Genomic DNA, 13,080 nt, shown 5'->3' with positions numbered 1-13,080 from the left:
ACAGAATGGCACACTAAAACGGCGGCATGGAAATGCCGCCGTGTACTTTTCTAAGTGAGATGTCGGACTCTAAGAATCCGATCTGCGGTTGTCATACAGCTTTCAGGTAGCCTTTATCGTGCTGCTTTAAAACGTTTTTTGCGAATCCAGTAAAATGGTTACCGGCCCGTCGTTGCACAGGCTGACCAGCATGTGGGTGCGGAAGCGGCCTTCGGCCACGTTCACGCCGTGGCCGCGCAAGAGGGCGGCCACTTGCTGATACAGCGCTTCGGCCTGTTCGGGGCGGGCGGCTTGGGTGAAGGAGGGGCGGCGGCCGTTGCGGGCGTCGCCGTAGAGGGTGAATTGCGATACCAGCAGCACTTCGCCGCCGGTGTCTTTCACCGACAGATTGAGTTTGCCGGCTTCGTCTTCAAAGATGCGCAGGTGGGCGATTTTGTCAGCGATATAGCGGGCGTCGGCCTCGCTGTCTTCGCCGCCCACGCCAAGCAGCACGCACAGGCCGTGGGGAATTTGACTGAACGGTGCATCGGGCGCATCGGCGGCGGCGATGTGGGCATGGCTGACTTTTTGGATAACGGCACGCATGGTTTCAGGTAGCCTTTCTGGTTGTTCCTAAGAGGTAGGGTGCGGCTTGGCCTTGCTGTATGGGTGTGCTGCCTAAGGCTTGCCGCTTGGTTGCCTGCCTATTGTCGGGATGATGGTTTAGGGCGGATGGGATAAACAAAAGGCTACCTGAAAATAGTGCAGAGCCAGTTTTAACTTCGTTGGCGCTTTGCTTTCAGGTAGCCTTTTCTTGGCGGGCGCTTAAGCCTCGCCTTGTTCTTGGCTCGGGCTTTCGGCTGAGGTTTGGGTTTCGGCGGCTTGTGCTTCGTCTTCCTCTTCTTCGGCTACGCGCTCGAGGCTGACGAGGGTTTCGCCTTCGTCCAGGTTAATCAGCTTCACGCCGGCGGCAGCGCGGCCGGTTTCGCGGATTTGTTCCACCTTGGTGCGGATGAGTACGCCGCCGCTGGTAATCAGCATCAGGTCGTCGCTTTCGCTCACCAGGGTGGCGGCCACCAAGTCGCTGTTGCGCTCGCCGGTGTTGATGGCGATGTTGCCTTGGCCGCCTTTGTTTTTGCGGTTGTAGCTGGCAATCGGGGTGCGTTTGCCGTAGCCGTTGGCGGTGGCGGTGAGCACTTGCAGTTCGCTCTGCTCGCACTCGGGGGCGAAGGTGATGAGGCTGACGATGCGGCCGTTTTCGGGCAATCTCATGCCGCGCAGGCCGCCGCTGCCGCGGCCGCTGGGGCGTACGCCGTGTTTGCCGCTGATGGGGGCGCTTTCGGCGCTGTCGTCTTCCTGGCTACCTGAAATTTCGGTGTCGTTGTCGTCGCCGGTTTCTTCGTCGTCGCTGCTGCGCTCCCAATATTCGTTGAAGCGGATGGCTTTGCCGAGGTTGGAGAAGAGCATGATGTCGTTGCGGCCGGAGGTGCGCGCCACGCCTACCAGGCTGTCGCCTTCTTTGAGGGCGATGGCTTTGATGCCGACTTTGCTCACGTTTTTAAACGCGGAAAGTTGCACTTTTTTCACCACTCCCATGGCGGTGGCGAAGAAAACGTATTCGTCTTCGGGGAAGTCGCGCACGGGCAGGATGGCGGAGACTTTTTCGTTTTCGTCCAGCTGGATAACGTTGTTGATCGGGCGGCCGCGCGAGTTGCGCCCGCCTTCGGGCAGTTTATATACCTTAATCCAGTGGCAGCGGCCGTGGTTGGTGAAACACATCAGGTAGTCGTGGGTGTTGGCCACAAACAGGGTTTCGATGAAGTCTTCGTCTTTGGTGGCGGCGGCCTGCTTGCCGCGACCGCCGCGCCGCTGGGCTTGGTAGTCGGTGGTGGGCTGGGTTTTGATGTAGCCGCCGTGGGTGAGGGTAACCACCATTTCGCGCGGCGGAATCAGGTCTTCATCGGCAATGTCGCCGCCGAACGGGTTGATTTCGCTGCGGCGTGGGTCGCCGAAGTTGGTTTTGATTTCGATAAGCTCGTCGTGGATGATTTGGGTGATGCGCTCGGGCTTGGCCAAAATATCCAGGAAATCGATAATCTGCGCCATGATGGTTTTGTAGTCGGCGAGGATGGTGTCTTGGTCGAGGCCGGTGAGGTTGCGCAGGCTCATGCGCAAGATGGCGTCGGCTTGCAAGTCGCTCAAATAATAGCCGTCTTCGCGCAGGCCGAGGTTTTCAGGTAGCCCTTCTGGGCGCGCCATGTTCAAATCCAAATCGGTGCGGCTGAGTATGTCGCCCACCAGGCCGGACTGCCACGGCCGCGCCAGCAGTCTGGCTTTGGCTTCGGCTGCATCAGCGGATTCTTTGATGAGCTGAATCATCGGGTCGATATTGGAAAGCGCCACGGCTTTGCCTTCGGCGATGTGGCCTTCGTGCCGCGCTTTTTTCAGGCGGAACAGGGTGCGGCGGGTAACCACTTCGCGGCGGTGGCGCAGGAATTCGGCCAGAATCTGCTTCAAATTCAACAGGCGCGGTTGGCCGTCGACCAGGGCCACCATGTTGATGCCGAAGCTGTCTTGCAGCTGGGTGAGTTTGTAGAGCTGGTTGAGCACGACTTCGGCGTTTTCGTTGCGCTTCAGTTCGATCACCACGCGCATACCGGATTTGTCGGATTCGTCGCGCAAATCGGAAATGCCTTCCAGCGTTTTCTCGCGCACCAGCTCGCCGATTTTTTCCACCAGCTTGGCTTTGTTTACCTGATAGGGGATTTCATCGATGATGATGGCTTCGCGCTCGCCGTGTTTGCCGATGGGCTCGATATGGGTTTTGCCGCGCATCACCACGCGGCCGCGGCCGGTGCGGTAGCCTTCGCGTACGCCGGCGAGGCCGTAAATGGTGGCGCCGGTGGGGAAGTCGGGGGCTTTGATGGTGTCGATGAGCGCGTCGATAGAGGTGTCGGGGTCGGCCAGGAGTTGCAGGCAGGCATCCACCGTGTCGCCCAAATTGTGCGGCGGGATGTTGGTGGCCATGCCCACGGCAATACCAGCCGAGCCGTTGGTCAGCAGGGCGGGGAAGCGGGTGGGCATCACCAGCGGCTCTTGTTCGCTGCCGTCGTAGTTCGGGCCGAAGTTTACGGTGTCTTCTTCAATATCGGCCAGCATTTCGTGGGCGATTTTCGCCATGCGGATTTCGGTGTAACGCATGGCTGCCGCGCCGTCGCCGTCCACCGAGCCGAAGTTGCCCTGGCCGTCTACCAGCATATAGCGCATGGAGAAGGGCTGCGCCATGCGCACGATGGTGTCGTACACCGCGCTGTCGCCGTGCGGGTGGTATTTACCGATAACGTCGCCCACGATACGGGCGGATTTTTTATAAGACGAGTTCCAATTGTTTTTCAACTCGTGCATGGCGTAGAGCACGCGGCGGTGCACGGGTTTCAGGCCGTCGCGCACATCGGGCAGCGCGCGGCCGACGATTACAGACATGGCGTAATCGAGATAGCTTTTGCGCATTTCCTCTTCGAGGCTGACGGGGATGGTTTCTTTGGCAAACCGGTGGTCGTGGGTGCTGCTCATGGAGATTTAAAGCCCAATCGATTAAAACGCGTTATTTTATCACACAATGTGCGGTAAGGCTGGGCGGGAAAGGCTACCTGAAAACGAAATGGCAGTTTCGGCTAGCCTTGAGGGATGATGTGGGTTTCCGAGACGAATTATTTTTCAGGTAGCCTGCATCCTTTGCCTTGTTCATCGTGTATTTTTGTGGGAATAGCAAGCCGTAGGTTGGATTTCTGAATCCGACGGTTTTGGCGTAACCATTTTGTCGGTTACGAGTATCTGGCCTACAGATTGGGAAAGGCTACCTGAAAACAGAATAGTGAGTTTCAGGTAGCCTTTTATGTTTCTGCTTCATTGGCCGGTGTATTCCGCCAAGAGCGGCCGGTGGTCGGAGTGTTGCCAGGGCAGGGTGTGGGCGGAAACGTTTAGGCCTTTGGCTAAGGCGTGGTCGATATTGAGGAAGAACGGTTTCCAAGTGGGCGTGAAGTAGCGGGTGGCGGGGCGGCTGCCGCTTTCTTGCAGGAAACGGCGGAACAGCGGGGAAAACGGGCTGCTGTTGAAGTCGCCCACGGCCAGCGCGCAGGGTTCGGAGGCAAGGGCGCGGGCGGTTTCGGCCAGGTAGTGCTGCCGCGCCCCGGCCAGTTCGCTGCTGATGGGTGGCGGCGGGTGCAGGGCGTAGATGGCGGTGCCGTCGGCAGTTTGGGCGCGGATATAGGGGTAGTCGCCAATCATGCGCACTTCGCAGGCGGCCAGCGGCTGTTTGCTCCACAGGGCGAGGGCGAAGGGGCTGTGTTCGCGGTGTTGGCAGCCGTGCGGATAGGCTTGGCGCAGGCTTTGCCAGCCGGGGTTGTCGAGGTTGATTTCGCCCAGTGCGAGCAGGTCGGCCTGTTCGGCCAAGAGGGCGGCGCTTTCCGCTTCGGCGGCGGGGTTGTCGAGATGGACGTTGTACCAAACCAGCCGAGTGCCGCCGGCCGGGGCATCGGGCAGGGCGAATGGCTGAGCCAGCCATAGCAGAGATGCGGCGGTGCACACGAGCCACAACGCATGCCACTTCGGGCGCGGCCAAATCGCGGCGAGAATGAAGACGGCAGCGTAGTGGGGCAGAAAATGGCTGAGCAGTTCGGTCGGCCAAAGCAGGCTGCCGAGCTGTCCGATCAGCATGGCAGCCAAGGCGAGCAGGGCAAGGATGTGTAGGCGCAGGCGGATAAAGGCAGACATGGCGGTGTTGGTGGAAGGTGGCGGGTGAGATAGAGGCTACCTGAAAAATAGGCGTGGTGTATTTTGATAAAACGGAATGTAATAGATTTTATCAAGAGTAAGTTTGTGGGTCTCTCCGAAGCTAGAATTTCAGGTAGCCTTTATTTGTTCGATATTTGGCTTTGTGCTCAGGTGGTTTCTATGGTTTCAGTATGCATGAGATAAAGTGGTTCGGGAGTCAATCCACAAACAAAAACCTGCCGCAGAAGGCAGGTTTTCGATAACAGCAAAGATTAATCTTCCAGTTTGCGGCCAGACAGTTTTTCTTTGATGCGGGCAGCTTTACCGGTGAGGCCGCGCAGGTAGTACAGTTTGGCACGGCGAACGTGGCCGCGGCGTTTCACTTCGATTTTTTCCACGTTGGGAGAATACAGCTGGAAAGTACGTTCCACGCCTTCACCGCTAGAGATTTTGCGCACGATGAAGTTGCTGTTCAGGCCACGGTTGCGGCAGGAAATTACCACGCCTTCGTAGGCTTGCAGACGGGTACGGTTACCCTCGGTTACGCGCACAGAAACGGATACGGTGTCGCCGGGAGCGAATTCGGGGATGGTTTTGTTCAAACGGGCGATTTCTTCCTGTTCGAGCTGTTGAATCAAGTTCATTGCTATAGTCCTTAAGTTTATGATGGGATATCTCGTTCCTCCTGCTGAATTTTTTGCAGGAGCCTAGATTCCTCTGGGGTTAATGCGCGACCGGCCAAAAGGTCTGGTCGGCGCTGCAGGGTGCGGCGTAACGCTTGTTCTAAGCGCCATTCCGCAATCAGGGCATGGTTGCCGCTGCGCAATACAGCGGGCACAGTCATGCCCTGAAATTCTATCGGGCGGGTGTAGTGCGGGCAGTCTAAAAGGCCGTTGGCAAACGAATCCTGTCCGGCCGAATCGGCATCGCCCAGTACGCCGGGGATCAGCCTCAACACTGCATCCATCAGCATCATGGCCGGCAGCTCGCCACCGGATACCACAAAGTCGCCAATGCTGATTTCTTCATCAATGGCGCTGCTTAACAGGCGCTCGTCTATGCCTTCGTAGCGGCCGCACACCAAAATCAAACCGTCCAGTTTAGCCAGTTCGGCTGCTTTTTGATGCGTCAATTGGCTGCCTTGCGGGCTGAGGTAAATCACTTTACCGTTATGCTGCGCTTTGGCGGCATCGATTGCCGATTGTAGCGGTTCAGCCATCATAATCATGCCGGGGCCGCCGCCAAAAGGCCTGTCATCGATGTAGCCCAATTTATTGTCGGCAAACTGGCGCGGGTTGATGCTGTTGAAATACCATAAGCCGCGTTGCAGGGCGCGGCCGGTTACGCCGTAGTCGGTGATGCTGCGGAACATCTCGCCAAACAGGGTAACGGCTTGGATATACATCAGTAATCCAAGCCCCAATCGGCAATGATGCTGCCTTGTTCCAAATCCACATTGTCGATGTAGTGATCGACAAACGGAATCAGTTTGCGGCCATGCTCACCATCTACCACCAAAATATCGTGCGCACCAGTTTCCATCAGGCTGCTTACTGTGCCGATGAGCTCGTTTTGTCGGTTGTGTACCGTCAAGCCGGCCAAGTCGGCCCAGTAGTATTCGCCTTCTTGGGCGGGCTCAAAATCGCTGCGTTTGATTTCGATGGTGTAGCCGCGCAATAGCTGTGCGGCATCACGGTCGCTTATTTCGGCGAATTTTACTTGCAATTCATCGCCGGCCACCTGGCCGTTTTCCAGCGTGTAGCTGCGGGAAACGCCGTCTTTGCTCAGCTGCCATACAGGGTAGTCCAGCAGGCTGTCGGCATATTCGGTATCGGCGGCCACTTTTACCCAGCCTTTGATGCCGAAAGCGCCTTTCACATAGCCCATGGCTACCCAGTTGTCTTGGCTGCGGCTCATGGCGGGTATTCCAGAATTAAGCGGCTTTCTGCTGCTCTTTTACCAAGCGTGCAACGGCATCGCTTACTTGCGCGCCTTGGCTCACCCAGTAGTTCAGGCGTTCGGTGTTCAGGCGTACGCGCTCCTGTTTTTCGTTGGCTACGGGGTTGTAGAAGCCAACGCGCTCGATGAAGCGGCCGTCACGACGGTTGCGTGAATCGGCTACCACGATGTTGAAAAACGGAGAATGCTTGGAGCCGCCGCGCGAAAAACGGATAACTACCATATTATTATTCCTTCTTCCTTCGGGAAATTTGATCAATAAGAAAACAGCGGATTTTAGGGTAATTTGCCATGCGGGCGCAAGCATTTGTTGAAAAAATACCGTTTTACCGTGGTATCGGGTGGACGATATGCCGCAAGCGACTTGCTTTGGGCGCAGGGTTGCGCCGTTTTCAGGTAGCCTTTTCCCTGACGGTTGCCCTGCCAGCAGGCTACCTGAAATCCAAACCTTTGGGCAAACCAGCCGGCTGCCCTTGATTTTCGTCTTGGCGGTGCCATTTGCCTGCTATTCGTGATGACGGATTAACTTGCCTTTTGCTACCAGGCAAGCCAATGCTAGCGCAAAAACCAGGTTAATCCGCCCTATATTTGACCAAGCTATTTGGGAGCCGTTTTATGAGCACTTCCGTGATGACCCCGCAAGAAATCGTCCATGAGCTGGACAAACACATCATCGGCCAACAGCAGGCCAAAAAGGCTGTGGCCGTGGCCTTGCGCAACCGCTACCGCAGGAGCCAGGTGGCCGAGCCGCTGCAAAGCGAAATCATGCCGAAAAATATCCTAATGATCGGCCCCACCGGTGTGGGCAAAACCGAAATTGCTCGCCGTTTGGCACGGCTGGCCAATGCACCGTTTATCAAAATCGAGGCCACCAAGTTCACCGAAGTGGGCTATGTGGGGCGCGATGTGGACAGCATCGTGCGCGATTTAATGGAAATCGCCCTGAAGAATTTGCGCGAGCAGGCTGTGCGCAAAAACCGCAACCGTGCCCAAAATACCGCCGAAAACCGCGTACTCGACGCGCTTTTGCCGCCTCCGCCGCAAACCGGCTTCGAAGGCGAACCGGCCGAACCGCAGCCCGAAAGCCACACCCGCAAAAAATTCCGCGAAATGCTGCGCCGGGGCGAATTGGATGATAAAGAAATCAATATCGAACTGAGCCAAGCCTCCCCCGCCTCCATGCAAGTGATGGGCCCGCCCGGCATGGAAGAATTCAGCAGCCAGCTGCAAGACATGTTTGCCAATCTCAGTAAAGGTCGCACCAAACCGCACAAAATCAAAGTGGCTGCCGCGATGAAGCTCTTGCTGGATGAAGAAGCCGCCAAATTGATTAATGAAGAAGAATTGCGCGAGCAGGCTGTGCACGCTGTGGAGCAGCACGGCATCGTGTTCCTCGACGAAATCGACAAAATCGCGGCCGACAGCAACCGACACGGCGGTGATGTATCGCGTCAAGGCGTGCAACGCGACCTTTTGCCGTTGGTGGAAGGCACCACCGTACAAACCAAATATGGCATGATTAAAACCGACCACATCCTTTTCATCGCTTCCGGCGCCTTCCATTTAAGCAAACCCAGCGACCTGATTCCCGAGCTGCAGGGCCGCTTCCCTATCCGAGTGGAATTGAGCAGCCTCACCATGGAAGACTTCCAAGCCATTCTCACCAGCACCGACGCCAGCCTCACCAAGCAATATCAAGCCCTGCTGGCCACCGACGACGTAGAGCTCGATTTCGCCCCCGACGGCATCACCCGCCTGGCCGAAATCGCTTTCCAGGTGAACGAGAAAACCGAAAACATCGGCGCCCGCCGCCTGCATACCGTGCTGGAAAAACTGCTGGAAGACGTATCTTTCCACGCCCCGCAAGGCACCACACAGATTACCGCCGCCTATGTGGACGAGCGGCTGGCCGAAGTGGCCGAACAGGAAGATTTGGCGCGGTACGTGCTGTAAGCCGTTCGGATAAGGAAAAGGCTACCTGAAAATTTTAGCTTCGCAGAAACTCGCGAGCTCGTTTTCAGGTAGCCTTTTCCTCTGTATACAGCTTTATTTCGGTCAGCCGCAGGCAGCTTTAGCTTCCCAATATAGTTGGCTAGGCGTTCGTTTTCGGGGGCGTTCGGTGGCAAAGCTGTAGTATTGGGCGAGGCGGGCGGCGGCGGTAGTGTCGCCGTTTTCGGCTTTGGGTTGCAGGCGGGCGAGTTGATGTGGTTTGAGCTGGAAGATGCTGCTGGTAAATCAAGGGGGCTTGGGGGAAGTCGTGTTGTTCGTCCAACACTGTTTGCAGGCATGGTGGCAGGGCAATGCCGCGCTATTTGAGCCGGTATGTTCAGCTGGTAGCATCAAGATAGCGGTATTGGGCGAGGAAGTTTTCGGTGGCGGCGAGCTGGGTTGGGCGTTGAGCATAGCGGGGATTTTTGGCAGGTGGTGAAGGAAGAGGGAGGGCAGGTGTTGTATGGTTATTTGTCTATGCTCTGGCAGTTTTGTATTGGATAAAGGCTACCTGAAAAATCGAGTCGGCGAAGTTTTAGGTGGTTTCTAACCTTTACTGCCTGCCATACCGAAGTGCCAGGCACCGATATCGAGGCGCACACAGAGGTAGCGCCAGAGCAGGGGACAGCGAACGGGGAGGGTAGCGGCGAGGGGGCGCAGCAGGGTGATTTTGGCAGGTTCGGTGAGCAGCAGTGCGCCTTTCACGGCGGTTTGTAGCTGTTTGGGAGAGAGCTCGGCAGCGCGGGTTAGGGCTGCGGCAGCAGGATGTTGCGCGAGGCGGCCAGTTGGCGGGGTGGGGGCAAGATAGGCTTTGAGCAGCAGCCAGAGATAGGCTTGCTCGAGGTTGGTGCCATGTTGGCGGAAGCGGTTGCGGATTTGGTCGAGTAGGGTTTGCAGGACATGGTCTTCCTGCATCACGAGGGCGGGCAGGAGGTGTTCGAGCAGCTCGGTGCTGGGTAGCAGGGGATGTTGCTGCAGGCGGGCGAGCTGTTGCCAAACGAAGGGGCTGATGCCGCCGTTGTGTTCAGTTTGGTGCCAGCGGCTGGCGGGCAGGGTGGGCACCTGGAACAGGCAGAGCAGGGTGGCAGAGGCATATTCGCCATCGTAGGCGGCGGCCTGCCAGTCGGCTTGCAGGGGCAGATACGGGGCAGACGGGCGGTGGCGGTGGATGCGCGCCTGCATCAGGGCCTGCCGCTGGCGGTAGAGGTTTTCGGCTTCTTCAGCTTCGGCGCTCATCGGTTGCGGGGCGGCGAAGCTGAGGTGAAAGGGGGAAGGCAGGGTGAGGCTGTCGGCATAGGCCAGCTCTTCGGCCAGGCGGCGGGCAGCGGCGGCATCAAGCCTGCGGATGCGTTCGATAAGCGGCGGGTGGGTGGCGGCGAGGTCGCCGGGGCGGATGCGGCCGAACATCAGGTGGGCGTATTCGGGGGCTTCGGGGGAGGAGAGGCGGCAGGAGGCGGTGCGGGCACTTTTGCGCAGCGCTTCGATGAGCGGGGCGGTTTGGCGGGTGAGCTGCACGGCGGAGGCGTCGGCCATAAATTCGCGCTCGCGGCACACGGCGGCCTGCAGCCAGAGGGCAAACACGCTACCCACCGAGCCCAGCGCAATCAGGAGTGCGCCGAGGGCTTGCAGCGGCAGGGACTGCATCACGATTTCCACGCCGTTGTCGAAAGGATGGTTGTCTACATTTTTGCGGCGGCGGTATTCCAGATAATGTTCGTTATCGCGGCCGTAGAGGAAATAGCGCCCGCTGCTGGCGATGCCCTGCAGGCCGTGCAGCCAGGCGGCCAGATAGCAGTTGAGCCGCATGTCGCCGTTGCGGATGTGGCTGAATTCGTGGGCAACGATGGCTTGCAGCTCGTCGCGCGTGAGCAGGTTGATGGCGCCTTGGGTAACGCCGATTACGGCGCTGCGCGGGCTCATGCCGGCGGCAAAGGCGTTGATGCTGCCGTCGCGGCGCAGCAGGTACACCGGCGGGGTGGGCAGGCCGGCGGAAAGCGCGGTTTCCGCCACCACGTTGAGCAGCCGACGTTCGGCAAAGGTGGCGTCGGCCAGCTGCAAGGCCTCGCCGCCCAGCCGTTTGGCTATCGCTTCGCCGCCGCGCCGCAGCTCGCGCAGGCGGTGCAGGCTCAGGCCGATGGTAAGCGCACACACAAACAGGGCGGGCGGTAGGTAGTACCACCACAGGCTGTGCCGTACTTTTGCACCGAACAAAAACGGCAGGCTGCCGAGCCCGGCGGAAGTGATGGCGACTGTGCCGATCAGTGCCAGCACATAGAACACCACTAGCCGCACGGTGCGGCGGCGCGATTGCTGCTGGCGGTGGAAGAAGCGCATGGGGAAGTCCTGGGGAAGGGGAGGAATGTGGCTAAAATCATAATTTCCTCCTACAAGGCGAGCCAACGCAGTAGGAAGGAAGCTATGGCTTGAATATAGCCAATCTGGCGGAGGAGGTAAAGGCTACCTGAAAGAGGAGTTTTAACTTTGTTTAAGCTGTGCTTTCAGGTAGCCTTTCTGCCGCTCCACTTGGCAAACCAGCCGCCGTGCTATACCCTGCCCCGATTCGTTAAACTACCTTGAAGGAACTGAAATGCCTGCCTCCTGCCCGCTGTGCTGTGCCGAAAATGAAACCGTGCTGTGGCAAAACAGCTGCCTGCGCGTGATTGCCGTAAACGACACGCCCGCCGCACCCGCGTTTTGCCGTGTGATTTGGCGCGACCATGTGGCCGAGATGACGGATTTGCCCGCAGCAGAGCGGCAGGAAATGATGGCGGCAGTATGGCGCACCGAAGCGGCGATGCGCCGGGTGTTGCGCCCGGCCAAAATCAATCTGGCCAGCTTCGGCAACCAAGTGCCGCACCTGCATTGGCACGTGATTGCCCGCTTTGAAAACGATGCGTTTTTCCCCGATTCGATCTGGGCCGCGCCACGCCGCGAAGCCGTGCCCACGCTGCCGGCAAACTGGCAGCGGCAAGTGGCCGATTTGCTGGCTGCCGAAGCGCAGGCCGGTGATATAGACGGGCTGGTATAATGCCCGCCGTCTGCCAAATTTAAAGGCTACCTGAAACATGGTTGACACAACATTTTCAGGTAGCCTCCACACCACTAACAGGCTGTCTGAACCTCAGTTTGATTTTTCGTTTTAACTGCGTTGAAGCTTGCGCTTTCAGGTAGCCTCCACTCAATGATTAAGGAAACCCCATGCTCCTCCCCCATCTTTCCCGCCGCCGTTTTCTCAGCGCCTCCGCCACCCTGGCCGGTGCAGGCGTGTTGCAGGCGTGTAGCACGCCGGCGATGCCCGTGTCGCCGTCCAGCCGAAACAACACCGACAGCGGCAATACGTTAGCTCGCCCCACCCGTAGCGGTAGCGGCACCACCTTGCGCGTAGTGGCTCCTTCCGGCTTCGCACCCCGAGCCGAACAGGCACAGGCCGGGCTGTTGCGCCTGTATAACGCCGGTTTCACCATCACCAACCAGCAGGCGGTGGAGCGCCGCAGCCAGCGGTTTGCCGGCACCGACGCCGAACGCATCGCCGATTTCCAAGACGTGGCTTCCGGTAAAGTGCCCACCCCGCAAGTGCTGATGGGCATGCGCGGCGGCTACGGCGCCGTGCGCCTGTTGCCCCATATCGACTGGCCCTCGCTCGGCGCGCGGATGCGCGAACACGGCACCCAGCTTTTCGGCTTCAGCGACGTGTGCGCCATCCAGCTTGCCCTGCTGGCCCAAGGCAATATGTGCAGCTTTGCCGGCCCCATGCTTTATAGCGGCTTCGGCAAAGCCCAGCCCTCGGTATACACCATGCAAGCCTTTATCGACGGCAGCGCCCGCGCCGATTTGAGCATTCAGGTATCGGAAGTGCAGGCCGCCAACGTGCCTACCCTGCACGGCACCATGTGGGGAGGCAACCTCAGCGTAATTGCCTCCCTGGCCGGTTCGGCCTACCTGCCTCAGCCCGAAGGCGGCATCCTCTTCCTCGAAGACGTGGGCGAACAGCCCTACCGCCTCGAACGCATGCTGCAAACCCTGCATCTGGCCGGCATCCTCAAGCGGCAACAGGCTATCGTGCTCGGCAACTTCCGCATGGGCAGCGCGCGCGACGTATACGACGGCGGCTACGACCTCTCCAGCGTGATCCGCACCCTGCGCCGCATCAGCGGCATCCCCGTGCTCACTGGCTTCCCCTTCGGCCACATCAGCGACATCGCCACCTTCCCGCTGGGCGTGCAAACCGCCATCCGCGGCAACAGCACCGGCGGCTACAGCGCCTCCTTCAGCGGCCACCCCACGCTCAACCCCGCCACCCTCACGCTCAACAACCTGCTGCCCCCGCCCTCGTTCGACAGCCCGGCCGCAGCTGAAGACAACAGCGAAGCCAGCGAATAG

11 protein-coding genes are annotated in these 13,080 nt (G+C 58.8%); 3 read left to right on the top strand and 8 right to left on the bottom strand.

What is annotated here, in order from left to right; genetic code table 11:
• Positions 1 to 126: 126 nt before the first annotated feature.
• The 7 genes from dtd to rpsP all read right to left on the bottom strand — a co-directional run bounded on the left by dtd (position 127) and on the right by rpsP (position 6,934).
• Positions 127 to 585 carry a D-aminoacyl-tRNA deacylase gene (gene dtd / locus A7P96_RS04280; protein ID WP_067525012.1) on the bottom strand — a complete coding sequence of 153 codons (459 nt, stop codon included), beginning with the start codon at positions 583 to 585 and terminating at the stop codon, positions 127 to 129.
• A 219-nt stretch (positions 586 to 804) separates the two neighbouring features.
• Complete coding sequence (gene gyrA / locus A7P96_RS04275; protein WP_067525010.1) at positions 805 to 3,552, bottom strand: DNA gyrase subunit A; 2,748 nt, start codon at positions 3,550 to 3,552, stop codon at positions 805 to 807.
• A 333-nt stretch (positions 3,553 to 3,885) separates the two neighbouring features.
• Positions 3,886 to 4,752 carry an endonuclease/exonuclease/phosphatase family protein gene (locus A7P96_RS04270; RefSeq protein ID WP_067525008.1) on the bottom strand — a complete coding sequence of 289 codons (867 nt, stop codon included), beginning with the start codon at positions 4,750 to 4,752 and terminating at the stop codon, positions 3,886 to 3,888.
• Positions 4,753 to 5,024: 272 nt separating this feature from the next.
• On the bottom strand, positions 5,025 to 5,396 hold the full coding sequence (gene rplS, locus A7P96_RS04265; RefSeq protein WP_067525006.1) for a 50S ribosomal protein L19: 372 nt from the start codon (positions 5,394 to 5,396) through the stop codon (positions 5,025 to 5,027).
• Positions 5,397 to 5,413: 17 nt separating this feature from the next.
• A complete protein-coding gene (gene trmD / locus A7P96_RS04260) occupies positions 5,414 to 6,157 on the bottom strand; it encodes a tRNA (guanosine(37)-N1)-methyltransferase TrmD (protein ID WP_067525004.1) in 744 nt (247 codons plus the stop codon).
• A complete protein-coding gene (gene rimM, locus A7P96_RS04255) occupies positions 6,157 to 6,669 on the bottom strand; it encodes a ribosome maturation factor RimM (protein WP_067525002.1) in 513 nt (170 codons plus the stop codon). The genes trmD and rimM overlap by 1 nt, the downstream gene beginning before the upstream one ends.
• Positions 6,670 to 6,685: 16 nt before the next feature.
• The gene (gene rpsP / locus A7P96_RS04250) at positions 6,686 to 6,934 is read right to left on the bottom strand and encodes a 30S ribosomal protein S16 (protein ID WP_023887900.1); all 249 of its coding nucleotides are present in this window, start codon (positions 6,932 to 6,934) and stop codon (positions 6,686 to 6,688) included.
• A 392-nt stretch (positions 6,935 to 7,326) separates the two neighbouring features.
• Between rpsP and hslU the strand changes: the two genes are divergently transcribed.
• Positions 7,327 to 8,664, top strand: coding sequence for an ATP-dependent protease ATPase subunit HslU (gene hslU / locus A7P96_RS04245; RefSeq protein ID WP_197476441.1), 1,338 nt, complete (start codon positions 7,327 to 7,329; stop codon positions 8,662 to 8,664).
• Positions 8,665 to 9,246: 582 nt separating this feature from the next.
• Here the strand turns inward: hslU and A7P96_RS04235 are convergent.
• Positions 9,247 to 11,034, bottom strand: coding sequence for a M48 family metalloprotease (locus A7P96_RS04235; protein WP_067524998.1), 1,788 nt, complete (start codon positions 11,032 to 11,034; stop codon positions 9,247 to 9,249).
• Positions 11,035 to 11,287: 253 nt separating this feature from the next.
• Here A7P96_RS04235 and A7P96_RS04230 point away from each other — a divergent pair, with 253 nt between their 5' ends.
• Complete coding sequence (locus A7P96_RS04230; protein WP_067524996.1) at positions 11,288 to 11,728, top strand: HIT family protein; 441 nt, start codon at positions 11,288 to 11,290, stop codon at positions 11,726 to 11,728.
• 170 nt (positions 11,729 to 11,898) lie between these two features.
• A complete protein-coding gene (locus A7P96_RS04225; RefSeq protein WP_067524994.1) occupies positions 11,899 to 13,080 on the top strand; it encodes an LD-carboxypeptidase in 1,182 nt (393 codons plus the stop codon).

The organism is Eikenella sp. NML03-A-027 (genome assembly GCF_001648395.1).
GTDB lineage: Bacteria > Pseudomonadota > Gammaproteobacteria > Burkholderiales > Neisseriaceae > Eikenella > Eikenella exigua.
Note: the sequence above shows the minus strand (reverse complement) of the source record. Positions and strands in the feature narration are given on the sequence as shown.